Source organism: Mycobacterium botniense (assembly GCF_010723305.1).
Lineage (GTDB): Bacteria > Actinomycetota > Actinomycetes > Mycobacteriales > Mycobacteriaceae > Mycobacterium > Mycobacterium botniense.
In genome coordinates this window covers 1,049,198-1,074,469 of the sequence record NZ_BLKW01000004.1, presented here as the reverse complement: position 1 = coordinate 1,074,469, position 25,272 = coordinate 1,049,198, and the positions used below count along the sequence as shown (strand labels likewise).

Here is a 25,272-nt window from a genome sequence, read left to right as displayed (position 1 = left end):
GGGGGTGGCGTCGGCCGCCCCTGTCTACTACACTCTGTCGTACACTCTGTTGTGCCGAGGGTGTGGGAGATGACAATGGATGTCGTCGACGTGTCACGGTGGCAGTTCGGGATCACCACCGTCTACCACTTCATTTTCGTGCCGCTCACCATGGGGTTGGCCCCACTGCTGGCGGTGATGCAGACCGTGTGGATGCTCACCGGCAATACCGCGTGGTATCGGCTTACCAAATTCTTCGGCAAGCTGTTTTTGATCAACTTCGCGATCGGGGTGGCGACCGGGATCGTGCAGGAATTCCAGTTCGGGATGAACTGGAGCGAATATTCGCGGTTCGTCGGCGACATCTTCGGTGCTCCCCTGGCCTTTGAAGGGCTGATCGCGTTCTTCTTCGAGTCGACGTTCATCGGGCTGTGGATCTTCGGGTGGGGCCGGCTGCCGCGGTGGCTGCATTTGGCGACGATCTGGATCGTCGCGGTCGGGGTGGAAACGTCGGCGTTTTTCATCATCGCCGCGAACGCGTTCATGCAGCACCCGGTCGGCACCCGGTTCAACCCGCGCACCGGCCGTGCTGAGCTGACCGACTTCGGCGCCTTGCTGACCAACAACACCGCGATCTGGGCGTTTTTGCACACCCTCACCGCGTCGTTGCTCACCGCGGGCGTGTTCGTCGCCGGGATCTCGGCCTGGCTGATGGTCCGCGCGCATCGGCACACCGGTGCTGCTGACGCCGCCGAACAGGCCCGCACGATGTTTCGCCCCGCCACCATCGCCAGCTGCGTCCTCGTGCTCCCGACGGCAGTGGTGTTGCTGTTCCCCACCGGCGACACCCAAGGCAAACTGATGTTCCGCCAGCAGCCGATGAAGATGGCGTCGGCAGAGACGTTGTGCCACACCGAAACCGATCCAAGCTTTTCGATCCTGACCATCGGCACCCACAACAACTGCGACAGTGTCACTCGTGTGGTCACGGCTTTATACGTATTGCCGTTTCTGGCTGAAGGCAAGTTCAGCGGTGTCACTCTGCAGGGAGTGGAAGATCTGCAGCGGGAGTATCAAACCCGTTATGGCCCTGGCGATTACCGGCCCAACCTTTTCGTCACCTATTGGTCGTTCCGGATCATGATCGGTTTGCTGGCGATCCCGGTGTTGTTCGCGCTGACGGCGCTGTGGCTGACCCGCCGCGGCCGGGTTCCCGATCAGCGGTGGCTGGGCCGGTTCGGTGTGATCACCATTCCCACACCGTTTCTCGCCTGTTCGGCGGGCTGGGTGTTCACCGAGATGGGTCGCCAGCCCTGGGTCGTCGCACCCAACCCGACCGGCGATCAAGCCGTGCGCCTGACCGTGCAGGCCGGGGTATCCGACCACACGGCAGGCACTGTGGTGCTCTCCCTGGTGGTCTTCACGCTGGTGTACGGCGTGCTAGCGGTCATCTGGTTCTGGCTGATGCACCGTTATGTCGTCGAAGGACCCCAGGAGCACGATGCCGAGCCGGCACCGCCCAAGCCCCCTGCCGGCGATGAGGTGGCACCGCTCTCGTTCGCATACTAAAAGGGGTTGAGGCGCAGTGAGTTTGCAGCAACTGTGGTTCGTGATCATCGGGGCGCTGTTTCTGGGGTTTTTGATCCTCGAAGGTTTCGACTTCGGAGTCGGCATGCTGATGGTGCCGTTCGGGATGGCCCATGGCGGCGATCCCGAGGCGCGTCGCCGCGCCGCGCTCAACACCATCGGCCCGGTGTGGGACGGCAACGAGGTGTGGGTGATCACCGCCGGTGCCGCCATGTTCGCCGCATTTCCGAACTGGTATGCGGCGCTGTTCTCGGCGCTGTATGTACCGCTGCTGGCGATCCTGTTCGGGATGATCGTGCGCGCGGTTGCGATCGAATGGCGCGGAAAGATCGACGACCCGAAATGGCGGGCGTGGGCCGATTTCGGCATCGCTGCCGGATCCTGGCTGCCCGCGGTGCTGTGGGGCGTGGCGTTCGCGATCCTGCTGCGCGGGCTTCCGATCGACGCAGCGCACCGGGTACACCTGGCGGTCGGCGATGTGCTCAACGCCTACACGCTGCTCGGCGGGTTGGCGACCGCAGCGCTGTTCCTGTTCTACGGCGCGGTGTTCGCCGCCCTGAAAACCCGGGGGTCGATGCGCGAGACGGCGTTTGGGTTCGCGCGGTGGCTCTCCGCACCGGCCGTGGTGCTGGCGGGCGGTTTCGGGTTGTGGACCCAGCTGGCCCACGGAAAGCCCTGGACGTGGCCGGCGGTGGGCATCGCGGTGGCCGCGCTGCTGGCCGCGGTGGCACTGATGCGGGCCCGCCGCCGGGAGGGCTGGGCGTTCTTCGCGATGACGGTGGCGATCGCCGGGGTGGCAGTGCTACTGTTCGGCTCCCTATACCCGAATCTGTTGCCGTCCACGCTCAACCCGGACTGGAGCGTGACGATCTACAACGGTTCGTCGACCGGCTACACACTGAGGATCATGACGTGGGCGTCGCTCACCTTGGTTCCTCTCGTGGTCGTTTATCAAGCATGGACGTACTGGGTGTTCCGGCAGCGGATTTCGGCTGAGCAGATACCACCGTCGGCAGGTTTGGCGAGGCGCACACCCTGACTAGCAGCGGTCGGGCGCCCCTGGACCCGCGGCTGTGGCGGGCGTCAAAAGCATCGCACCGGTTCCTGGCGGCCACGGTGGGCTGTGGTGTGGTGATTTCGGGCTGCGCGATCGCCTCGGCGATTGTGACGGCCCGCATTGTCGCAGGCGTCATCACCGTTCCCTCCGCACGCAGCCTGCAACACTGGTCCTCATCGCTGCTGCTGTTGTCGGGATTGTGGATGGTTCGCACCCTCACACAGGGGCTCCAGGCACGGCTGAGCCAGCGCGGCGCCAGCGCCGTGATCGCCGATCTTAGCGCTGACGTGCTGCGCGCGGTGACCGCTCGCGACCCTCGGGACCTGGCAGCTCAGCGCGATGCTGCCGCAACGGTGGTGACCCACGGTCTGGACCGCCTGCGCCCGTATTTCACTTCCTACCTGCCCGCTGTGCTTCTTGCTGCCATCCTCACCCCGGCCACCGCCGCCGTGATCACGGCCTACGACCTGAAATCGGCGGCCATTGTTGCGATCACGCTGCCGCTGATACCGGTCTTTATGGTGTTGATCGGTGTAGCGACCGCAAACCGGTCAGCAGCCGCACTCGAGGCGATGACGACATTGCAGTCGCGACTACTGGACCTGATGGCCGGCATTCCGACGCTGCGAGCGCTCGGCCGGGTCAGCGGACCCGAACACCGCATCGCCGAATTGTCCGCCGCCCATCATCGTTCGGCGATGGCGACGCTGCGGATCGCATTTTTGTCGGCACTCGTGCTGGAGTTACTGGCTACGCTGGGGGTTGCGCTGATCGCAGTTACCATCGGCCTGCGCCTGGTGTTCGCGCAGATCAGCCTGACAACCGGGTTGACGGTGTTGTTGTTGGCACCGGACGTCTACTGGCCGCTGCGCCGAGTCGGCGTGGAATTCCATGCCGCCCAAGATGGTAAAGCCGCAGCCAACAAGGCCTTCCGGCTCATTGGCGAGCCGGCTTCCGCCGCACCGCATAAAGCACGTGTGGTGTCGGCGCGCGGTGCGCAGATCCGCATCGAGAAGTTGAAAATCGCCGGCCGCGAAGGCTATTCGCCTTGTGATCTGACGGCGGTGATCGAACCCGGTCACGTGACGGTGCTGACCGGCCCGAACGGCGCCGGGAAGAGCACGACCTTGCAGGCCATCGCCGGACTGACCGTGCCGGCCTCCGGGCGTATCACGGTGGCCGGGATCGACATCGCCGAGCTGAACCCGACAGCGTGGTGGCGCCAGCTGTCCTGGCTGCCGCAACGACCGGTGTTGTTACCGGGAACGATCGCTGACAATTTGGCGCTGTTCGGCGATCTTCAGAATATGGAAATGGCCTGCGCAGCATCAGGATTCGATGTCGTGCTACAACAGTTGCCCGACGGGCCGCACACCGTGGTGGGGCGCGGTGGCGTCGGACTGTCGCTGGGCGAGCGGCAACGGCTCGGTTTGGCCCGCGCCCTCGGCTCGCCAGCGCCCGTGCTGCTGCTCGACGAGCCGACCGCGCATCTGGACGCCCGCACCGAGGCCCGGGTACTCCAGGCCATCGTCGCGCGCGCCCGGGAAGGTGCCACCGTGGTGGTGGTCGCTCATCGCCGGGATGTCATGGCGATCGGCGACCGTGTGGTCGAGGTGACCGCCGACCATGATGTCCTGCTCTGACCCGCTGCTGACGGCGTCACTCCTGTTGCGCCCCCGATTGCCCCGCTTGCTGCTGGCCATCACGCTGGGGGTGGTGTCGCTGGGCAGCGCGCTGGCACTGGCCGGTGTTTCGGCGTGGCTGATCACCCGGGCGTGGCAGATGCCGCCCATCCTGGATCTGACGGTCGCGGTGGTCACGGTACGGGCGCTGGCGATTTCCCGGGGCGTGACGCACTACTGCGAGCGGCTGGTCGCCCACGACACCGCGCTGCGCGCCGCCGGGACCGCCCGCGGGCGGATTTATTCCCGGCTGGCCCACGGACCGGCGCACCGCGCGGTCCGGTTGCACAGCGGTGAACTGGTGGCCCGGGTCGGTGCCGATGTGGACATGCTGGCCGACGCGCTGGTTCGGGCCCTGCTGCCGATCGGCGTGGCCGCCGTGCTGGCTGTGGCAGCGGTGGCGATCATTGCCGTCATCTGCTTGCCGGCGGCGGGCGTCGTGGCCGGGTGCTTGCTGATCGCGGGTGTTGTGGCCCCCTGGCTGGCCGCCCGGGCGGCCGCCGCACAGGAAGCGGTCGCCCGGCGTCACCGCGCCGACCGCGATGTGTCCGCGCTGGTCGCGCTCGAGCACGCGCCCGAGTTGCGCGTCAGCGGCAGGCTGCCCGCGGTCATCGCCGAGTCACAACGCCGACAACACGATTGGGCGGAAGCCTCTGATATCGCGGCGAAACCCGCTGCTGTCGCCGAGGCGATCCCGACCGCGGCAATCGGGGTCAGCGCCCTGGCAGCGCTGGTGGCCGGCATCGGGCTGGCGCCCACGGTGGCGCCCACCACCCTGGCGGTCCTGATGTTGCTGCCGCTGTCGGCTTTCGAGGCGACGGTCCCGCTGCCCACCGCCGCGGTGCAGCTGACCCGCTCACGTATCGCAGCGCGGCGCCTGCTCGACGTGGCCCCGCCCGGGCCGGCCTGTCGAGCTGCGCCTGAGGTGGCGACGGCGTGCGCACCGCAAACACCGGTCCCGGGCGCGGGTCACCTCCGCGCTGACATCCGCACCGGGCACCGCACGGCGGTCAACCGCGTCCGCATCGACCTTCCACCGGGCGCCCGGCTGGCGGTCACCGGCGCCAGCGGTTCTGGCAAAACCACCCTGCTGATGACCCTCGCAGGCCTGCAGCCGCCGCTGAGCGGGCAGGTCACCGTGGACGGCGCTCCCATCAACCTGCTCAGCGAGAACGAGTTGCGCAGCAAAGTCACGTTTTTTGCGGAAGATGCACACATCTTCGCCACCACCGTGCGGGACAACCTGTTGGTGGCTCGCGGGGACTGCGACGACGACGAGCTGACCACCGTCTTGGAGCGGGTCGGCCTTGGTCAGTGGCTGGACGATCTGCCACACGGTCTGGCGACAGTGCTCACCGGCGGGGCGCAGGCGGTGTCGGGTGGTGAGCGCAGACGGCTATTGCTGGCCCGGGCCGTGCTCTCACCGGCCGCGATAGTGCTGCTCGACGAACCCACCGAACACCTCGATGCGGCCAGCGCCGCGCTCATCCTGCGTGATCTGCTCGACCACGACGGCGTGCTGATGGGCCCCCAACGATCAGTCGTGCTCGCGACCCACCACCTGCCCGGCGACTTACACTGCCGAGAACTGCGCCTGCGCCCCGCCGGGTACGCTGACTTGCGACCGTCCCCGTCGCCGACCTGGAGCGCGAGTCATGACAGAACCGGCTGACACGCCCGCGGACAAGACCTCAGAAGTGTCCGCCGACACGCCGCACTCACCCGCGGAGGCGCCGGAAACCCCGTCGCCACCCGGGCAGCCGGCAGCCGCTCCCCCCTTCCCGCCCCCCTTTTACCCCTACGGCCTGTATCCCGGCGGTTATCCGCCCCCGTATCCCGGCTATCACCGGTCGCCCACCGCGCCGAAAAACGACCTGGGCATCGCGGCGCTGGTGCTCGCCATCGTGGCGCTGGTCGTGTTCTGGTCGGTACTGGGCGGTGTGATCCTGGGCATCATCGCTGCGGTGCTCGGATTCGTCGCGCGCGGACGTGTCAAACGGGGTGAAGCCGACAACGGCGGCGTAGCGGTCGCCGGGATCGTGCTGGGCATCGTGGCGATCGCTGTCAGCCTGAGCTTCGTCGCGATCGTGATGAGTGTGTTCTGGAATCAGGGCGGCGGCAACGACTACATCCATTGCTTACAGCGGGCCGGATCCGATCCGGTCAAGCAGCAGCGGTGCGCGGACCAGTTTCGCGAGCATATCCAGGAAAAGTTCAGCGTGACGCTGACACCCTCGCCGTAACCCTGCCGGGCTTTCGCCGGAAACCGGGCGTGGTTCAAAGTCTTCGCCGCCGCGGCAGGAACTCCAGCGACAACAACACGTACAGCAACGGGACCAATTGGGTCAGCGACGCCAGCGCGTAACGCCGCTCACCGGGCGAGTGGAATTTCCGCAGGTACCGGTAGAGCGACTCAAGCGCGATCAAGGGGTCCAGCAGGTGGATTAACACGTAGAACACGCTTTGCATCCGGCTTCGCTGCTTAGCGTCGAAGATTTCCGGAAACGCCGCGAACGCTAGCGACAACCGCTGTGCTCCAGCCTTTTTGGCTGCCATCACCATGTCGACGCTCAGGCGTTCGTCGATCCCGTTGGGGGCCCCGCGCCGCCGCCACGGCGTATCGAGGCTGACATCGCTGCCGCCGCCGGCAACCGCGTAGCGGTGGAAGCCCTGGACTCGCCCCGTTGCGTCTCTGGCGAGGATGAGCACTATCCCCGGGTAGCGCCCTTCCAGCGCACCGTCGACGTTCATGCAGAACCCGCGCTCGGTGTGGGCGCCGCTGGGGGACTCCCGCAGCACCTGGGTGAGCTCCGCCAGCAGCTTCTCGTCGAGTTCTTGTTCGGCGACGATCTCGGTCGTGATACCGAAGTTGTGCGTGCGTTGGACCGCCTGACGCAGGTTGCGGAACTTGCGCCCGACCATCTGGAAGCTGGCCACATCGATCACGACATCACGGCCGATCGGTATCGGCCGCAGCGATTGCCCCAGCACCGCCGGATCACTCCACAGGCCCAGCCTCCGCTCACTGCACGCCAACACCACTATCCGCCATCCGCGGGTGTGACACATCGCGGCGAAATCGGCGACCAACTGCGGGAATTTCGCCTCATCACCGATCGGATCACCGCTGACCACCGCGTAGCCGATCCGTGTCCGATACGCCAAAGCGGCAGAACCGTCCGCGCTGAAGTGGTAGCACTTGCCCGTTTGCATCGCGAACGGGGCCAGCGGATCCCCGCTGGTGACCTCGATCAGTTTCCATACCCGGGCCAAATCGCCGGGTTGCGGGCGGGCCGAGGTGGGCCACATCAACACCAGACCCGAGCCGGCGATCAGCAGATCACCAAGGACATCGAAGGACAGCACGTGCGCGCCGAGCCCCGCGATGACGAAGAGCGCGGCGCCGGCCGCGTGCACCGCCGTCACCGGGCGGCCCAGGAAGATGCCGCGGGCGATCAGGGCCACCGCCGCCAACACGGTCAGCGACCAGCCCAGCCGGCCCGCGGCCTGCCAGTGGGTGTGGCGATGGTCGTGGGCGAGCAGGGCAATCAGCCAGCACGCCGCGCACAACAGCGCCAACGCGCTGATCCAGCGGGCGGCCGGCGAATCCACGTGAACGACGACGCGTTCGCGGGCGCGCAGCCGCGGGGCAACATCAACTGACGGCTGGTTCACACCCACCTCCAGTTGCCCCTGTCTACCACCTCGGCGGCACACCTGGCCGGCTTTTCAGAGAAGCGCCCGCCAGGGGCCACGGCCCTGGTGTTCGGCCACCCGGCCACCCTGGAACGTTACGCTTGATCGCCGCCGTCGTCGCCGGTCAGCGGCGGCCCGCAATCGAATCGTTGCCGCACGGTTACCGTCGACCGTCGCACCGGACTTATCGGCGGGAGTGCGGAAAGTACTTCACGATCCCCTCCTGCACCACTGTCGCGACGAGCCGACCGGAGCGGTCGAAAAAGTGCCCGGTCCCCAGCCCGCGCGAATCCGCCGCGACCGGCGACGAGGTCGAATACAACAGCCAGTCACCGAAATTGACCGGCCGGTGCCACCACACCGAATGGTTGGTGGTCGCGGCGAAGATCCGGTCATAGCCCCAGGACAAACCGTGGGTCGTGATGATCGAATCCAGCACGGTGGTGTCCGACGAATACACCATTGCCGCGGTGTGCAGCACCGGGTCGTCGGGCAGCACACCGCCGGCTTTGACCCAGACCCGGTTATAGGGCAGCCGCCCGCCCTTGTCGCGCATCACCCAGGCCGGGTCGTTGGTGTACCGCCACTCGATCGGTCGCAGTGCGTGGACAAACTGCGGCACCGTCTGCTCATAGCCGCGTAACAGCTCCGTGACCGGCGGCAGCGTTTCCGGCTCGGCCACCTCGGGAGGGTCGATCCCATGCTCGAGGCTGCGGCCGCCCGACAGATACGAGATCATCGCCGAGGCCAACAATGTCCCGCCTTGCACCGCGTCGACCCGACGGTTGGCGAAGCGGCGTTCGTCGCGTAACCGCACGACGCGAAACTCGATGTCCTTGCTGGTGTCGCCGCCGTTGATGAAGTGCACTGACAGCGCGTTGGGCGGTAGGTCGCGCACCAGCGTGCGGCTGGCCGCGACGAACGATTGCGCCATGAGCTGGCCCCCGAACGTCCGCGACGGGTTCTTGCTGGGATGAGACCCCAGGAAAAGGTCGTCGGCGACGCGGTTCAGCGCAAGAATTGCGAGCAGTTCGTCGAAGTCAGACATCGAGCCTTTCTCGGATTCTTTCTCGCGCCGACGGTGTGTCAGTGGCGGACACAGCCCCCCAACTTTCGCTTAGACGTCGTCCTCGCCGATCCGGTGCACGTGGATCAGGTTGGTCGAGCCTACTGTGCCCGGCGGCGCCCCCGCGACGATGACGACCAAATCACCGCGCTTGTAGCGGCCGAGTTCCAGCAGCGCTTTGTCGACCTCACGGATCATGCCGTCAGTCGAGCGTTGATGCGGCACGATGAACGTCTCGGTGCCCCACGTCATGGCCAGCTGGCTGCGGACCTCGGGCAGATCGGTGAAGGCGAGCAACGGCAGCGGGGTATGCAGCCGGGCCAGCCGCCGCACGGTGTCGCCAGATTGTGTGAACGCCACCAAAGCCTTCGCATCGAGCCGCTCGCCGATGTCGCGGGCCGCATAGGAGATCACCCCGCGTTTGGTGCGGGGTATGTGCGTCAGCGGTGGTGCCGCGGTGGAATTCTCTTCGACTGCGCAAATGATCCGCGACATCGTCCGCACCGCCAGGACCGGGTATTTCCCGACGGCGGTCTCCCCCGACAACATCAGCGCATCGGCGCCGTCGAGCACCGCGTTGGCGACGTCGGAAGCCTCCGCCCGGGTCGGACGCGGGTTTTCGATCATCGAATCGAGCATTTGGGTGGCCACGATCACCGGTTTGGCGTTCTCCCGCGCCATCTGGATCGCCCGCTTCTGCACCAGCGGGACCTCCTCCAACGGCAGCTCGACACCCAGGTCGCCGCGCGCCACCATCACGGCGTCGAATGCCAGCACCACGGCTTCCAAATTGTCGACGGCTTCCGGCTTTTCCAGCTTGGCGATCACCGGCACCCGCCGCCCGATGCGGTCCATCACTTCATGAACCAGTTCGATATCGGATGGTGAGCGCACGAACGATAGCGCCACCATGTCGACCCCGAGGTCCAGTGCGAACCTGAGGTCGTCGATGTCCTTGTCCGACAAGGGCGGAGCGGACACATTCATACCGGGCAGCGACATCCCCTTGTTGTCGCTGACCGGGCCTCCCTCGGTGACGGTGCACACCACATCGTCACCGTCGACACCGTCGACGACCAGCTCGATGTTGCCGTCGTCGACCAGGACACGGTCACCGGCCACCGCATCTTTGGCGAGCTGCTTGTAGGTGGTTGACACCCGGTCGTGGCTGCCCTGGCACTCGGCGACCGTGATCCGTATCGTCTCACCTTCGGCCCAGTAGGTGGAGCCCTCCGCGAAGCGGCCCAGCCTGATTTTTGGGCCCTGCAGATCGGCGAATACGCCCACCGCGCGGCCGGTGGCATCCGACGCGGCCCGCACCCGCTCATATGCGAGCTTGTGCTCGTGGTAGTCGCCGTGGCTGAAGTTCAATCGGGCGACGTCCATTCCGGCCTCAACCAGCGCCCTGACCGACTCGTCAGTATTGGTGGCCGGGCCCAGAGTGCAGACGATCTTCCCGCGTCGCGCCACGACGACACAGCATAGTCGCGGTTACGCGACGTTCTCGACACATCCAGCTTGGCTGGCGCTCCGCGCCGCCGGGCCGTTTCCGGCGCGGGTGTGGCTCAGCGCCTCGCTCGATGTGAAATCTTTTGCGGGCGGCTCAAATCGAAGCCGCGCCCGGCCACCTCCGGTGATGCTCGCAATGCTGACACGTGTCGAGCGGGGTGCGCGCCATGCTGACACGACCGTGGCCGCACCGACCAGTTCCCGTTAGGGCAAGACGGTGTGCATCAACATCACGTCGTATGCCGACCACAGCGACAGGTTGAAGTACAAATCCTTGCCTGAGGACCAGGGATGGATCATCGGCGCATAGATGCCTCCGGGCATCTGGAATGACGAGACCAGCAGTTGCTCTGGTCCCCACGGTCCTTGCGGCGCCGGCGCAGTTCTGGCGACCACGTCGTTGGCGCCGTTGGTGTACAGCACCAAATATTGCTTGAGATAGTCGTTATATTGGGCCGACATTTCGCCCACCGGGCCCGGGATAACCGGTGTGGCCGCCTTCGGATTGTTCGGCACCCAGGAGTTCGAGTCGGCGTTCCAATATTGGTATTTGGTGAGATCGGGAACAAAGTTCTGGGGAACTCGCGCCAGATACGCCGAGCCGCCGCGCCCGGACGGGGTCCCAAACGAGTAGATATAACCGTCGCGGGCGCGCAGGAATGCGCCTTGCTGGAAGTTCTCGTTTCCGGGAATGTACCGGACTCCCGGGACGCTGTCCGGGGTGGATGCGCGGATGCTGCCCGGATAGATTCCCCAATTCTGGCCGTTATCGGGGGACATCGCGATCGCTGAGTAGTTGGTCGACCACTCACCGTCGCGGATCCATTGCTTGATCGACATGAAGTTGAGGTATTGGGTTCTGCCAACGGAGACGCCGGCGGTGGGAATCATGCCCTCCTGGCGCGCCCACTTAACGCCGGGAAGGATCTGTTTGGAAAAATTGGGCTGTCGCACAGGTGAGCCGGAGTATTTGTCGTTCGGCACACCGTTGCTCACGCTGATTCCGTCTGATAGCTCATGGTCTGCGCTGCGGAAGAGTGTGTTATACCGCCACTGCTGACCGTGGAGCTTGCAATAGCCGAATGTGTCACCGAAGGCCATAAGCACCTGATGGTTGACGGGATCACCGTTGTCCCAGAGGATTCCGAGGTCGGTTCCCGAGATGCCGAACCGTTGCAGGGTTTTGTTCGGGCTGTTCGGCCCGGTTACCCATTCGACCAGCGACGTCGGCGCCCCTGCGATAGCGGCCGGCGGCGCCGGCTCCGGCGCCGGGGCCGCGTTCGGTGCCAACTCAGGAGCAGCGGCCGGCTGCTGGTTGGCTGCGCCGGGAGGATTGGGCCCCGGGGGTAGCACCGCCGCCTGCTGCCGCACTGGTGCGGAGTAGCGGTTCGGGTTGAGCAATGCCGAGATCAGCGGGCCCAGCCTGGGCAGCGGCGCCTGCTCATTAGCACCGCGCGGCCGGCGCCCGGTCGGCGGCCGGACCACCGGCGAGGGCGGGGTCACGACCGGCGGGGATGCGGCCGGAGGGTCGACGTTCGCTTCGGGCGCGTTGCAGGTCGCGGCGTTCGCTGGAGGTGCCAGCTGGACGGTCAGGGGCAGTCCGAGAGCCACAGCCAACGCCACCGATACGATTCGAGGAATCGCCGACATGTCACACCTTTCCAGGGCAGACTTCGCGTTGACCGTCCGTGCGTTGCTAATGTGACGATAGTGATCCGTGCGACTTCTGTGACCAGGGATCGATCGATAGGTATCCAACCGTGACCGCACTGCAACCGGGTCTCACCCCGGTGAGTCGTTTGCTGGCGGCCGCCCGGCGAACAGTTGTCCGGCCCGGTCGCGCGCACCGGCGCACCACGTAACGCGCTGCGCAGGCCCCGGCCTGGCCCCTACCGGTCAGGTGGGAGGGGCCGGGATCAACGGAAAGCCCGGCAGATTGCGCAGCAGTGTCCAGACCGCCGCGGCCACCGCGATGGTCACCACCGCCGCGGTCGGCAGCGCTGGTTCCCCCCGGTGGCGCCGGCTGAGCAGCCATCCCGCCAGCACCGGGATGCCGAGCAACAGAAAGCCGTTATCGGCCAGGGCAGCGACTAGTTCGCCGTGCAGCAGGTCATGAACCATCCGAAGCCCACCGCAGCCCGGGCAGTCCCAGCCGGTCAGCAACTTGAACGGGCACCGCGGGTACAGCCAGCGCTGCGCGTGGGGGTCGGCAACCCCGATATAGCCGATCACTCCCGCCAACAGCGCGCCCCCGCTCAGCCCAATCCACCGCCGGCACCGGTCCGCCGAGGTGCCCTTGGGCCCGGCCCGCCCCGGATTGTTCACGCTTGTCAGCATGACAGATCGACTCGGGGGTGCGCGCAGCGTGTGGTCATCCCGTCAGCGTGGCATGTCGCGGTGCTCTGAGCTGTCGGCTGCGCTGCTGTCGTCACCGGCTCCGGGTGACTCGGTTTCGGCGGCCTGGCCCTGGTTGGACTCCCCGACTGACCCGGCCGGGGTCTCGCCGGCCGGGGGCGTGTCCGCGCTGGACGGCGCTTCGGGGTGCCGGGGGGCCGGTCGCGCTGGCGCCTCACCGTCGGAGGTGAAGCGGTCACCTGTCTTCGGGTCGTCCGGTGCAGCGGCCTCACCGCATGCCGCGTCATCGCCGCCGGGCTCAACCGCCCCGGTCGATGTGTGCGGCTCCGCCCCGGCGCTCGCCCCATGCGTGTGCCCCGCTGCCGTTTCGGCCGTTGCCGACGCGGTTTCGGCCCCGTTTTCCGGGGCGCCCGGTTCTGCGCCGGCCTGCTGCGCCAGCTGTTCGGCCCCGCCCGGCTCGGGTGCGGATGCTGTGGTCTGGGCCTGCTGCGGCGTCATCTCCTGCGTCTGGGCGGATTCGCCTGTTGCGGCGTCATCTACCGTGTTGTCACCCCCGGCAGCGGAGGCGTGCGCCGCTGCCCCGTCGCCACCGGAACCATCGCCAGTGGAGGGCGGCGCGGCGGTCACCGGCTCAGGCGCCGGCGCCTCGGCTTCCGTCGCAGCTGCGCCGCGCAGAGTCGCCGGGTCTTCCCGGCCCTTGGGCGCCAGGATGAAATACACCATCGCCCCGATGAACACGAAAGTCGATGTGAACGAGTTGATCCGGATCCCGGCAATATGTGTGGCGGGGTCGGCGCGCAGTAGCTCGATGCCGAACCGCCCGACACAGTAGCCGGCGACGTAGAGGGCGAACAATCGGCCGTGCCCGATCACAACTCGTTTGTCGATAGCGAGCAGGATGAGGAATATCAGCACGTTCCAAAGCAATTCGTAGAGGAACGTGGGTTGCACAACGAACGCCACCTGCCCGGTTGACACCCCGTCGAGGGAATGCACGTCGACGAAACCGCTGGAGTCGCGCCGATAGAAGACCTCCATCCCCCACGGCATCGTCGTCTCGCGGCCGTAAAGCTCTTGGTTGAAGTAATTACCCAGCCGCCCGATGGCCTGGGCGAGGACGATCCCGGGAGCCACCGCGTCGGCGAAAGCCGGCAGGGGAATGCCGCGACGCCGGCAACCAATCCACGCCCCGACACCACCCAGGGCCACGGCACCCCAGATGCCCAAGCCACCGTCCCAAATGCGCAACGCCGCCCCGGGCCCGGCGCCGCCCGCGCCGAAATAGGTCCGCCAATCGGTGGCCAGATGATACAGCCGGCCGCCGACCAATCCGAATGGGACGGCCCACAGGGCGATGTCATAGATCACGCCGCGCTCCCCGCCGCGGCGCTCCCAGCGCCGGTCACCGATCAGCAGCGCGGCGACGATACCGGTGATGATGAATAAGGCGTAGGCGCGGATAGGCAGCGGACCGAGGTGCCACACCCCCCGCGGGGGACTCGGGAAATACGCGAGAAAGGTTGTCATGAGCCGGATATCCTCTGACGCACACCGGCAGCGAGTTCGACGGCCAATGCCCGCAACACGGGCATCCCGTCGGTCAACGCCGACACCAGCGCGGAGCCGACGATAACACCGTCGGCGTAGCTGCCGATCTGGGCGGCTTGCTCTCGGGACCGGACCCCCAAGCCTACGCCCACCGGAATGCCGGACACGGCCTTGACCCTGCGCACCAGCTCGGGTGCGGTCTGCGCCACCGCATCACGGGCACCGGTGACACCCATGAGCGACGCTGCGTAGACGAATCCCCGCGACGCCTCGACGGTCATCGCCAGCCGTTGCGGTGTCGACGACGGTGCGACCACAAAGATGCGATCCAAGTGGTGCTCGTCCGACGCCGCCAGCCACTCGCCGGCCTCGTCAGGTATCAGGTCGGGCGTGATGAGGCCGTCGCCGCCCGCCCCGGCGAGGTCGCGGGCGAACGCGTTAATCCCATAACGCAGCACGGGATTCCAGTACGTCATCACGACGGCGCGACCGCCGGCGGCGCTGATCGCCTCGACCGCGGTCAGGGCGTCGCGGACCCGCACACCGCCGCGAAGTGCCACTTCTGACGCCCGGGCGATGGTCGGACCGTCCATGCTCGGATCCGAATAGGGAACACCGACTTCGACGATGTCGCAACCGGAGTCGATGAGCGCGGTCATCGCCGTCACCGAGGTCGGCACATCGGGGTAGCCGACGGGCAGATAGCCGATCAGAGCCGCGCGGTCATCCTGGCGGCAGGAGTCGAAGAGCGGGGCCAACCTGCTCATTTCGCTGTGACCGATAGTCATGATCCATCGCGGAGCAGGCCGAACCACTTCGCGGCGGTCTCGACGTCCTTGTCGCCGCGGCCGGACAGACTCACCACGATGACAGCATCCCGGCCCATCTCGGCTCCCAGTTTGAGAGCACCGGCCACCGCGTGCGCGGATTCGATGGCGGGGATGATGCCCTCGGTGCGGCACAACAGCCGGAAAGCCTCCATCGCCTCGGCGTCGGTGATCGGCTGATACTCAGCCCGCCCGGTCTGTCTGAGCCACGCATGTTCCGGACCCACTCCCGGATAGTCCAAACCCGCAGAGATCGAATGTGATTCGATGGTTTGGCCGTCTTCGTCCTGCAGCAGATAGGAGAAGGATCCCTGAAATACCCCGGGTGAGCCGCCGGTGAACGTGGCCGCATGCCGGCCCGTGTGGACACCGTCCCCGGCGGCCTCGAACCCCACCAGCCGAACACCGGGGTCATCGAGAAACGCGTGGAAAATCCCGATGGCGTTGGATCCTCCGCCTACGCACGCCACAACGGCGTCGGGTAGCCGTCCCGTCTGCTCCCGGATCTGCGCACGCGTCTCCAACCCGATAATGCGCTGAAAGTCACGGACCATCGTCGGAAAAGGATGCGGTCCGGCCGCGGTGCCGAAGCAGTAGTAGGTGGTCTCAGCGTTGGTGACCCAGTCGCGAAACGCCTCGTTGATGGCGTCTTTCAGTGTTCTCGAACCGGCCTCGACCGAAATCACGTCGGCGCCCAGGAGCCGCATGCGCGCCACGTTGAGCGCCTGCCGGGCGGTGTCGACCGCACCCATGTAGATGACACAGTCGAGGCCGAGCAGCGCGCACGCGGTCGCCGTGGCCACCCCGTGCTGCCCGGCGCCGGTCTCGGCGATCACCCGGGTCTTACCCATCTGCCGGGCGAGCAGCGCCTGCCCGAGCACGTTGTTGATCTTGTGGGAACCGGTGTGGTTGAGGTCTTCTCGCTTGAGGAAGATCCGCGCCCCGGCAGCATGCCGGCTCAGCCGCGCCGCTTCGTACAGCGGCGAGGGCCGGCCCGCGTAATGGGCTTGCAGGTGATCGAGGGTGTCCAGAAACTCGGGGTCGGTGCGTGCTTTCTCGTAGGCGGCGGTGACCTCCTCGATCACCGCCATCAACGCCTCGGCGACATAGCGGCCGCCGTACACCCCGAAATGGCCCCGGGAATCGGGATCGTGGCGGGTGGGTTCGGCGACGGCCGCGCTCGTGCGGGGAAGATCCGGGCCGGACAGATCTGCCATCACGACTGCTTAACGCGCAGGCGGTGTATCGGGTTCAACGTCGTAGCCTATGCCGGTCATTGACCGCTAGCGAGCCGGTTTCGGACAGGACGGATGCGTGCCCGCGGTGACCAGATCAGCGACCGCCGCGCGGGGGTCGGCGCTGGTGACCAGACCTTCACCGACCAGTACCGCGTCGGCGCCGGCGCCGGCATAGGCCAACAAGTCTGCGGTGCCGCGCACTCCCGACTCGGCGACCCTGATCACGTCGGTCGGCAGTCCCGGCGCGATTCGGGCGAAGCAGTCCCGGTCCACTTCCAGCGTCGCCAGGTCGCGCGCGTTGACGCCGATCACCCGCGCCCCGGCCTTCAGCGCCCGGTCGGCTTCCTCTTCGGTATGCACCTCCACCAACGCCGTCATGCCCAGTGACTCGGTGCGGTCCAGCATCGACACCAGGGCAGGCTGATCCAGCGCCGCAACGATGAGCAGCAGCATATCGGCGCCATGTGCGCGGGCCTCATGGATCTGATACGGGTGCACCACAAAGTCTTTCCGCAACACCGGCACCGACACCGCTGCCCGCACCGCGTCCAGGTCGGCCAGACTGCCGTGAAAACGTCGTTGTTCGGTGACGACGCTGACCACCCGCGCGCCGCCGTCTTCGTAGGCGCGGGCCAGTTTGGCAGGGTCCGGGATAGGCGCCAGCGGGCCGGCCGACGGACTGGCGCGCTTGATCTCGGCGATGACGCCGATCCCGGGGGCGCGCAGAGCGGCCATCACGTCCAGCGGCGGAGGAGCCGCCTCAGCGGCCGCCTTGACCTCCGACAGGCTCACCACAGCCTCGCGGGCGGCAACATCGGCGCAGACTCCCTCGATGATGGAGTCGAGCACAGTTGCCGGACTCATGGCCGCCGGTTTCCTTCCCACCCGTGTGTGCGAGGACGCTCATCGAAGGGTAGCCGCCGTCGGCGCGTGGCCCGTCACCGACCCTCGGTGTTCGAATCGTGATCTTGCGGTGCGCCCGGCTCGGATACGTGATCGGTCGGGTCACGGCCCTGGTCGAGCGCGTCCCAGATCATCCGCTCCGACATTTCGGCGTCGTCGCGGCCAGCCATCGACCGGCGCAGCGCGGGCGCCGCGTATTTCGCCGCCGACGCTGACGCCGACCGCATCAACACCGCGGCGGCGGCCACCGTACACACGGCCGCCGCCAGCGCCGCCGCCGCCCCCGCATAGCGGCGCTCGCTGCCCACCAGTGTCAGCAGTGGGACGTGGGCGAGGTCGGCTGCTCGCGCCGCGACGTCGGGAACCGCCCACAGGCTGACCGCCAGATATCCCACAGCCAGGCTGGCGCCGGCCGCCAGCACTGCGAGCATCCGCAGCGGCCAGCCCCGCACCGCCAGCGCGGCCGCCGCGGTGGCCAGCAACAACAGCGCCACCGGGCGCAATGCCGTGGACCACGCCGCCCCGGTGAGAGTGACACTCGCGGGTGGGCCGAGACCGTCGAATGACCGCACGATCACCCAGGGCAGCCGCGCCGCCGCCCACAGCGCCGCGGCCGCTGTCACCAGCAACACCTGGGCGATCCCGATCATCAGCCGGGTTCGGCGATCCGGCCGTGGATCAGCCATGGCACCCCGACTTAGGCGGGGTCAAGGTCTCCGCGGCGGCAATCGCGTTGAGCACTGCGCGTGCCTTATTGGCCGCTTCGGTGTACTCGTAAGGGCCGTTGGAGTCGGCCACCACACCGCCGCCGGCTTGCACATAGGCCGTGCCGCCGCGCATCAGGGCAGTGCGGATGGCGATCGCGAAATCGGCGTTGCCGGCGAAGTCCAAATAGCCGATCACCCCGCCGTAGAGGCCGCGACGGGTCTTTTCCACCTCCTCGATCAGCTCCATGGCCCGCACCTTGGGTGCACCCGACAGCGTGCCGGCCGGAAAACAGGCGATCACCGCGTCCAGGGCGGTACGGCCCTCGGCGAGCATGCCGGTCACGGTGGACACCAGGTGCATGACGTGGCTGTAGCGCTCGATGTGGCTGTAGTCCTCGACGCGAACCGTGCCCGGCACACAGACCCGTCCGAGGTCGTTGCGGCCCAGGTCGACCAGCATCAGATGTTCGGCGCGTTCCTTATCGTCGGCGAGCAGCTCCTTTTCCAGCAGCTGGTCTTCTTCCTCGGTCTGGCCGCGCCACCGGGTTCCGGCGATCGGGTGCGTCGTCGCCCACCGCTCCTGCACGGTGACCAACGCTTCGGGACTGGATCCGACGATCGAAAAGTCGGTTTCCCCAGCATCATTGGGCACGTGCAGCAGATACATGTACGGGCTGGGGTTGGAGACCCGCAGAATCCGGTACACATCGATCGGCGCGACGTCGGTGTCCATCTCGAAACGCTGCGAAGGCACCACCTGAAACGCTTCACCGGCCTCGATCTGACTCACCAGATACTCGACGATCGCGCCGTATTCCTCGATGGTGCGCTGCGCACGGTGCTTCGGCTCGGGCCGGCTGAACGTGGCCACGGTGGACGGCAGCGGCTGGCCCAGCGCCGCGGTCATCACATCCAGCCGCGCCAGTGCGTCGTCGTAGGCCTCATCGATCCGCTCGTCGGTGCCGTTCCAGTTCACCGCATTGGCGATCAGTGTGATGGTGCCCTCGTGGTGGTCGACGGCCGCCAGGTCGGTGGCCAGCAGCAACACCATGTCCGGCAAGTTGAGGTCGTCGACGGCGAGCTCGGGCAGCCGTTCGAGCCGCCGCACCAGGTCGTAGGCGAAAAATCCCACCATGCCGCCGGAGAGCGGGGGCAGGTCCGGCAGCGCCGCAGTGGCCAGCAGCTCCAGGGTCGTGCGCAGCGCGGCCAGCGGGTCCCCGCCGGTAGGAGCGTCCTGGGGCACCGCCCCCAGCCACACCGCCTGCCCGTCACGCACCGTCAACGCCGAGGGGGCCCCGGCGCCGATGAACGACCACCGTGACCAGGAGCGCCCGTTCTCGGCCGACTCCAGCAGAAAGGTCCCCGGCCGGTTGGCGGCCAGCTTGCGGTAGGCCGACAGCGGGGTTTCGGCGTCGGCGAGCACCTTGCGCGTCACCGGCACCACCCGGTGTTCGGCGGCCAGCGCGCGGAAATCCTCCCGTGACGTCGTGGCCGCGATATCGGCGTGCACGCACCCATCTTCCCAGACCCGCCGACCGGCGCGGGGAGTAGCGTGACGGCCATGAAACCCGGTGACACCGTGCCCGACTTCGAGCTTCCCGACCAGACCGGAACACCCCGTAAGCTCAGCGCCCTGCTTGCCGACGGTCCGGTGGTGCTGTTCTTCTACCCCGCCGCGGGAACCCCGGGCTGCACCCGGGAGGCGTGCCATTTTCGCGATCTCGCCGCGGAGTTCGCCGCCATCGGCGCCTCGCGGGTCGGCATCAGCACCGATCCGGTGCCCAAACAGGCCACATTCGCCGACCAGCATGGCTTCGACTACCCGCTGCTTTCCGATGCCGACGGTGCTGTCGCGGGCATGTTCGGCGTCAAACGCGGGCTGCTGGGCAAGCTCATGCCGGTCAAGCGCACCACATTCGTCATCGACACCGACCGCACCGTGCTCGACGTGATCGGCAGCGAGCTCAACATGAACGCCCACGCCGACAGGGCGCTGGCGACGCTGCGGGCCCGCGGCTAGCCCACAGCGCATCCAACGTTTACAAATCACTGCGGAAATGTCACTCTCTTGGTTGTGTCAGTCTCGGCGCCCTGCGGGCCTTCGAGGATGCATTCGACAGCGACGGTCGTCCCCGCCGATGAAGCCGGCGAATGCGATTGGAGCGCGCCGTGACCACCGGACACACACCATGGCCCGGCGACGACGAAAACCCGCCCCGTGCGGTCGTCATCACCGGCGCATCCTCGGGCATAGGTCTGGCCACCGCTGAGCGTCTGGCGCGGGCCGGCCACCTGGTCGTGCTGGGGGCGCGCCGCACCGACATCTGCGAGGACGCCGCCGCCCGGCTGCGGGCGGAGGGTGCATCGGCGTTCGCCGTGCCGCTCGATCTGGCCGACACCCGTTCGATCGGGCAATTCGTTGACGCAGCCCGGTATCTGGTGGGCACGGTGGACGTGCTCGTCTCGAACGCGGACGCTTCCCGGCCGCTGCTGCCCGCCGCGGCAGACCCGACGACGATCCGGTCGATTGTCGATCTCGGCCTGCTGGGCGCCCAGCAGCTTACGGCGCAACTGATTCCGGCGATGATCGACAAGGGTGGCGGCGATCTGGTGTTCGTGAGCGCCGAAACCGTCGGCGAGCGGCCGCGTCCCGGGACCGGTGCCCACCCGGCGTGCCGGCACGCGCTTCAGACCTGGGCCGCGGTGCTGCACACCGAGCTGGAAGGCACCGGCGTTCGAGTTTCGGTGGTACGGCCCGGGCCCGCCGGTTACCCCAGTGGCTGGAATTGGGCGGATGCGGTTGAGATGCCGGGAGTCTGGCAGCGCGAGGGCATCACGCGCCACCGGAACCTGTGGGAGCCCGGTGAGATAGCACGCGTCGTCACAAGCATTCTCGGCTGTCCGCAGCGGATGCCGCTGCGGTTGGTTGAGGTGGTCCCGCCGGGGCCGCGAACCAAGGAGGTGACACATTAACGCCAACCCGCACACCAATGACGTCCTGGCCGGGGTACGGGTGCTGGAGGTCGCCGCCTGGACCTTCGTGCCCGCGGCCGGTGCCGTTCTCGCCGAGTGGGGCGCCGAGGTGATCAAAGTGGAACCCCGCGACGGCGGTGACCCGCAACGGGGCCTGATCACCAGCGGTTTGGTTCCGGCGGGCGCGGGCGGGGTCAACTACATGATCGAGATGCCCAACCGCGGGAAAAAATCGATCGGCGTCGACCTGACCACCCCGGGCGGCCGGGAGGTTGTGGCCGAGCTGGCGAAATCCTGCGACGTGTTTGTGACGAGCTATCTGCCGAGCCGGCGCAAGCGGTTGGGTATCGACGTCGACGATATCCGCGCGGCCAACCCAGAGATCATCTATGTGCGCGGATCAGGTTACGGCCCGCGCGGACAAGACGCCGACCGACCCGGCTACGACGGGGTGTCCTACTGGTGTCGCGGCGGGGTGGGCAGGGCCCTGACTCCTGATGACACCGCGCCCATCCGCCAGCGCCCCGCGTTCGGTGACCTGCTCGGCGGCCTGACCATCGCCGGCGGTGTTGCGGCAGCGCTGTACAAGCGCAAGGCCACCGGGGTGACCTCGATCGTGGACGTGTCGCTGCTGGGGCTTGCCGCCTACAACCTCACACCGGATGTCATGGTCAGCAAACTGTATGGATCCCAACCGCTTCCAAGCTTCGGCCACAGCGACGCGCCCAATCCATTGGTGGGCGACTACCGCACGAAGGACGGCCGGTACATCACGTTGATGATGCTGCAGTCCGATCGTTACTTTCCCGAGGTGATGAACCTGATCGGCCGCCCGGACCTGGTGGCGGATCAGCGTTTCGCCGACGCCGCATCCCGGTTTCACAACCGTGCCGAGCTGATCCGGATCATGGACGACGTGTTCGCGCAACACACCCTCGCCGAATGGCGGGAAATCCTGCGGCCGCTCACAGGAGCGTGGGGAGTGGTCCAGGCCCCCGGCGAGCTGCCGGACGACCCTGCCGTCATCGCCAACGGCTACATCCCGACGGCCACCACCATGAGCGGCGCCCCGTATCAGCTGCCGGTCAACCCGGTGCAGTTCGACGAACAGCAGGTGGTGCCCGCCGGCGCGCCCGAACACGGCCAGCACACCGAACAAGTGCTGCTGGACGCCGGAATCGATTGGGAAAGAATCGAAAAATACAAAAACGAGGGAGCTGTGCTGTGAGTGTGTCGACCCCGGAGGTTTCGCGCGGCCCGGTCGAATTCGACCCCTATTCCGATGATTTCTTTAACTCGCCGTTCGAGACCTACCGCCGTATGCGCGACGAGGCCCCGGTCTACTACAGCGCCAAATACGATTTCTGGGCGCTGACCCGCTACGAAGACGTCGCAGCGGCCTACAAGGATTTCGCGACCTTCTCGTCGGCCAAAGGCGTCACCCTCGACATCATCAAAGCCAAAGATCTGCACATGCCGGCCGGGAAGTTGATCATCATGATGGATCCGCCCGAGCACGAGCGGATGCGCAAACTGGTGAACCGGGTCTTCACCCCGCGGGCGATCGCGGCGCTCGAGCCGATGATCCGCGACAAGATCCACGACGTCGTCAAGACTCTGGATCCGGCCGGATTCGACGCCGTCGCCGACTTCGCAGCGTTGTTCCCGGTGGAGATCATCACCACGATGCTCGGCGTGCCCGCCGAGGACCGTCAGCAACTGCGGATCTGGCTGGACAAGGGCCTGGAACGCGCCCCCGGCTCGATGAGCCCGTCACCGGAAGGTATCGACGCCATGATGCAATCCGGTGCGTACTACTACGACCTGATCCAACAGCGTCGCGCCCATCCGCAAGACGACATGATCAGCCGGCTGATCGAGTCGGAGGTCATCGAGGACGGAGAAGTGCGGCGGCTCGATGACATCGAGATCGCCGGATTCGCCAACATGCTCGGCGGCGCCGGCGCCGAAACGGTCACCAAACTGGTCGGCAACGCGGTGGTCGTGTTCGCCGACAATCCCGACCAATGGCACAAGCTGCGCGAGGACCGCAGCAAGATCGGCGCAGCATTTGAGGAGTTGCTGCGCTACGAAGGCCCGTCGCAGTACAACGTGCGCACCACCACCCGCGACGTGACCCTGCACGGCACCACCATCCCCGCCGATAGCGCCGTCTTGCTCATCAACGGTTCGGCGCTGCGTGATGAGCGGGTCTTTCCCGACCCCGACCGGTTCGACATCGACCGGGAGCGAAAATTCGGCTACAACATCGGTTTCGGCTACGGTATCCACAGCTGTCTGGGGGCGGCGCTGGCACGCATGGAGGGCCGGATCGCCCTGGAGGCGCTGCTGGACCTGATTCCCCGCTATGAGATCGACCGCGCCGGTCTGCGCCGGGTGCATATGACCAACGTGTGCGGTTGGTCCAACGTGCCGGTGCGCGCTCTCGATTAACATGCTCGCATGCCGCCCAGCGAAGGCCTCGTCGAAGGCCTTAACGAAGGCGATGTGTTCGCCGGGTACACCATCGTGCGGCTGCTGGGATCCGGGGGGATGGGCGCGGTATACCTCGCCCAGCACCCGCGGTTGCCCCGTCGCGACGCCCTGAAGATCCTGCCCGCCAATCTGACTGCGGACCGGGAGTTTCGGCAGCGATTCATCCGTGAGGCCGACTTAGCCGCACAGCTCTCGCATCCCAATATCGTCAGCATCCACGATCGCGGCGAATTTGACGGGCAGCTGTGGATTTCGATGGACTATGTGCCGGGCACCGACGCCGCGCAGCTGCTGCGCAGCCACTACCGGTTCGGCATGCCGCCCGCCGGGGTGGTCGAAGTCGTCGCGGCGGTAGCCGATGCGCTCGACTACGCGCATTCGCGCGGATTGCTGCATCGTGACGTCAAACCCGCCAACATCCTGCTGGGTGAGCGCACCGCGCGTGGACAGCGGACCTTGCTCGCTGACTTCGGGATCGCCCGCCAGCTCGGTGATATCAGCGGTTTGACCGCGACCAACATGCTGGTCGGCACCACCGGCTACTGCGCGCCCGAGCAGCTCAGGGGTTCAGACCTCGACGGCCGAGCTGATCAATATGCACTCGGGTGCACCGCTTTTCACCTGCTGACGGGGTCGGCCCCGTTTCAGCATTCCAATCCGGCGGTGGTCATCACCAGCCACCTGTCCGAGCCGCCGCCGCTGATTGGCGCGCGCCGGCCCGAATTAGCCTGGCTCAACACTGTTTTTGCCCGGGTACTGGCCAAAAACCCCGACGACCGGTATCCCAGCTGCTCGGATTTCGCTGCCGCGCTGGCCGCGGTTTCACCCGACGCATGGGCCCCCACCCTGGCCGCCTCCCGTGCCGCTGCGGCACCGGCGCAGACCACGCCACCGCGCCGGCACCGCGTGCGGGCGGCGGCACTGATCCCGGTGGCCGCCGCCGTCGTGCTGATCGCAGCGGCCGCGCTCGCCGGCACGCAACTGCTCCGCGCCCATTCACCCCAGCAGGGCGCGGTAGCCCCGTCCGCGTCTGTGCCGGCGCCCGGCAACGCTGCTCCGCCCGTACCAGCCCCCACGGTGCAGCTCTCCCGCTATATCACCGATCAGTCCGGTGTACTGACCGATTCCGGGCGCGCCGCGGTGCACAGGGCCCTCGACCGGCTCTACGCCGAGCGCAATGTCCACCTGTGGGTGGTCTATGTCAACAATTTCTCCGGGGAGAGACCGCTGCGATGGGCTGAAGAGACCATGCGCACCAATGGATTCCCTGATACCGACGCCCTATTGGCTATCGCCACCGACGAGCGCCATTTCTCGTTCCGGGTGCCCGCTACGGTGATCCCTCCCCTCGACGCCGAGGCGATCCGCAGGGACCGCATCGAACCCGCGGTCCGCCGCGGCGAATGGGCCCGCGCGGCGATAGCCGCAGCCGACGGGTTGGCGGCCGCGGGCGGCTGAAGAGCGATACCCGGTTTCGATCGGCGATCCCGGCAGCGTTGAGTCGGCGTTCGGCGTCGATGTGGCAAGCCGTGGTTCCTTCCCGGGTTGTTACACCGCTGCGGCAGGGGACAATCCGCCGGTGCACAGACACGCGAGCGTAAACGACAGGCGACCGCCGGCTATTTGCGGCAGCCTGGAGCCCAGGGTGT

The 25,272-nt window shown here is 67.0% G+C and carries 21 protein-coding genes; 10 read left to right on the top strand and 11 right to left on the bottom strand.

The window, feature by feature from the left end; genetic code table 11:
- Positions 1 to 75: 75 nt before the first annotated feature.
- Genes G6N08_RS15005 through G6N08_RS14985 form a run of 5 tightly spaced genes read left to right on the top strand, consistent with a single transcriptional unit; the run spans position 76 to position 6,548 of the window.
- Entirely contained in the window at positions 76 to 1,548 is a 1,473-nt protein-coding gene (locus G6N08_RS15005) for a cytochrome ubiquinol oxidase subunit I (RefSeq protein WP_163760692.1), read from the top strand.
- A gap of 16 nt (positions 1,549 to 1,564) precedes the next feature.
- Positions 1,565 to 2,605 carry a cytochrome d ubiquinol oxidase subunit II gene (cydB, locus tag G6N08_RS15000; RefSeq protein ID WP_163758556.1) on the top strand — a complete coding sequence of 347 codons (1,041 nt, stop codon included), beginning with the start codon at positions 1,565 to 1,567 and terminating at the stop codon, positions 2,603 to 2,605.
- Between the two features lie 32 nt (positions 2,606 to 2,637).
- On the top strand, positions 2,638 to 4,266 hold the full coding sequence (gene cydD / locus G6N08_RS14995) for a thiol reductant ABC exporter subunit CydD (protein WP_163760690.1): 1,629 nt from the start codon (positions 2,638 to 2,640) through the stop codon (positions 4,264 to 4,266).
- Positions 4,253 to 5,977 carry a thiol reductant ABC exporter subunit CydC gene (gene cydC / locus G6N08_RS14990; RefSeq protein WP_371869064.1) on the top strand — a complete coding sequence of 575 codons (1,725 nt, stop codon included), beginning with the start codon at positions 4,253 to 4,255 and terminating at the stop codon, positions 5,975 to 5,977. The genes cydD and cydC overlap by 14 nt, the downstream gene beginning before the upstream one ends.
- A complete protein-coding gene (locus G6N08_RS14985; RefSeq protein WP_163758552.1) occupies positions 5,961 to 6,548 on the top strand; it encodes a DUF4190 domain-containing protein in 588 nt (195 codons plus the stop codon). Before cydC ends, G6N08_RS14985 begins: the two co-directional genes overlap by 17 nt.
- 34 nt (positions 6,549 to 6,582) lie before the next feature.
- Here the strand turns inward: G6N08_RS14985 and G6N08_RS14980 are convergent, their stop codons facing one another.
- The 11 genes from G6N08_RS14980 to G6N08_RS14930 form a co-directional block, all read right to left on the bottom strand.
- Entirely contained in the window at positions 6,583 to 8,022 is a 1,440-nt protein-coding gene (locus G6N08_RS14980; protein ID WP_163758550.1) for a bifunctional lysylphosphatidylglycerol flippase/synthetase MprF, read from the bottom strand.
- A 163-nt stretch (positions 8,023 to 8,185) separates the two neighbouring features.
- Positions 8,186 to 9,049: an acyl-CoA thioesterase II gene (locus G6N08_RS14975; protein ID WP_163758547.1), complete on the bottom strand. Its 864-nt coding sequence runs from the start codon at positions 9,047 to 9,049 to the stop codon at positions 8,186 to 8,188.
- A gap of 69 nt (positions 9,050 to 9,118) precedes the next feature.
- The gene (gene pyk, locus G6N08_RS14970; protein WP_163758545.1) at positions 9,119 to 10,537 is read right to left on the bottom strand and encodes a pyruvate kinase; all 1,419 of its coding nucleotides are present in this window, start codon (positions 10,535 to 10,537) and stop codon (positions 9,119 to 9,121) included.
- A 243-nt stretch (positions 10,538 to 10,780) separates the two neighbouring features.
- Positions 10,781 to 12,226: a glycoside hydrolase family 183 protein gene (locus tag G6N08_RS14965; protein WP_163758543.1), complete on the bottom strand. Its 1,446-nt coding sequence runs from the start codon at positions 12,224 to 12,226 to the stop codon at positions 10,781 to 10,783.
- 246 nt (positions 12,227 to 12,472) lie between these two features.
- The gene (locus tag G6N08_RS14960) at positions 12,473 to 12,913 is read right to left on the bottom strand and encodes a DUF2752 domain-containing protein (RefSeq protein WP_163758541.1); all 441 of its coding nucleotides are present in this window, start codon (positions 12,911 to 12,913) and stop codon (positions 12,473 to 12,475) included.
- Positions 12,914 to 12,955: 42 nt separating this feature from the next.
- Positions 12,956 to 14,458, bottom strand: a complete 1,503-nt coding sequence (gene lgt, locus G6N08_RS14955; RefSeq protein WP_163758539.1) for a prolipoprotein diacylglyceryl transferase — start codon at positions 14,456 to 14,458, stop codon at positions 12,956 to 12,958.
- Positions 14,455 to 15,267, bottom strand: a complete 813-nt coding sequence (gene trpA, locus G6N08_RS14950) for a tryptophan synthase subunit alpha (RefSeq protein ID WP_371869035.1) — start codon at positions 15,265 to 15,267, stop codon at positions 14,455 to 14,457. Before trpA ends, lgt begins: the two co-directional genes overlap by 4 nt.
- On the bottom strand, positions 15,264 to 16,523 hold the full coding sequence (gene trpB / locus G6N08_RS14945; protein WP_163758537.1) for a tryptophan synthase subunit beta: 1,260 nt from the start codon (positions 16,521 to 16,523) through the stop codon (positions 15,264 to 15,266). Before trpB ends, trpA begins: the two co-directional genes overlap by 4 nt.
- A gap of 66 nt (positions 16,524 to 16,589) precedes the next feature.
- The gene (trpC, locus tag G6N08_RS14940; protein ID WP_163758535.1) at positions 16,590 to 17,408 is read right to left on the bottom strand and encodes an indole-3-glycerol phosphate synthase TrpC; all 819 of its coding nucleotides are present in this window, start codon (positions 17,406 to 17,408) and stop codon (positions 16,590 to 16,592) included.
- A gap of 74 nt (positions 17,409 to 17,482) precedes the next feature.
- Complete coding sequence (locus G6N08_RS14935; RefSeq protein ID WP_163760687.1) at positions 17,483 to 18,097, bottom strand: TIGR02234 family membrane protein; 615 nt, start codon at positions 18,095 to 18,097, stop codon at positions 17,483 to 17,485.
- A gap of 28 nt (positions 18,098 to 18,125) precedes the next feature.
- Positions 18,126 to 19,664 carry an anthranilate synthase component I gene (locus G6N08_RS14930; protein ID WP_163758531.1) on the bottom strand — a complete coding sequence of 513 codons (1,539 nt, stop codon included), beginning with the start codon at positions 19,662 to 19,664 and terminating at the stop codon, positions 18,126 to 18,128.
- 51 nt (positions 19,665 to 19,715) lie between these two features.
- Here G6N08_RS14930 and G6N08_RS14925 point away from each other — a divergent pair, with 51 nt between their 5' ends.
- From G6N08_RS14925 to G6N08_RS14905, 5 genes are all read left to right on the top strand, one after another.
- Positions 19,716 to 20,174 carry a peroxiredoxin gene (locus tag G6N08_RS14925; protein ID WP_163758529.1) on the top strand — a complete coding sequence of 153 codons (459 nt, stop codon included), beginning with the start codon at positions 19,716 to 19,718 and terminating at the stop codon, positions 20,172 to 20,174.
- A gap of 149 nt (positions 20,175 to 20,323) precedes the next feature.
- On the top strand, positions 20,324 to 21,127 hold the full coding sequence (locus G6N08_RS14920) for an SDR family NAD(P)-dependent oxidoreductase (RefSeq protein ID WP_163758527.1): 804 nt from the start codon (positions 20,324 to 20,326) through the stop codon (positions 21,125 to 21,127).
- Positions 21,123 to 22,355 carry a CaiB/BaiF CoA transferase family protein gene (locus G6N08_RS14915; RefSeq protein ID WP_281352792.1) on the top strand — a complete coding sequence of 411 codons (1,233 nt, stop codon included), beginning with the start codon at positions 21,123 to 21,125 and terminating at the stop codon, positions 22,353 to 22,355. Before G6N08_RS14920 ends, G6N08_RS14915 begins: the two co-directional genes overlap by 5 nt.
- Positions 22,352 to 23,581 carry a cytochrome P450 gene (locus tag G6N08_RS14910; protein WP_174813299.1) on the top strand — a complete coding sequence of 410 codons (1,230 nt, stop codon included), beginning with the start codon at positions 22,352 to 22,354 and terminating at the stop codon, positions 23,579 to 23,581. The genes G6N08_RS14915 and G6N08_RS14910 overlap by 4 nt, the downstream gene beginning before the upstream one ends.
- Before the next feature lie 9 nt (positions 23,582 to 23,590).
- Positions 23,591 to 25,081 carry a serine/threonine-protein kinase gene (locus tag G6N08_RS14905; protein ID WP_163758523.1) on the top strand — a complete coding sequence of 497 codons (1,491 nt, stop codon included), beginning with the start codon at positions 23,591 to 23,593 and terminating at the stop codon, positions 25,079 to 25,081.
- Positions 25,082 to 25,272: the final 191 nt, after the last annotated feature.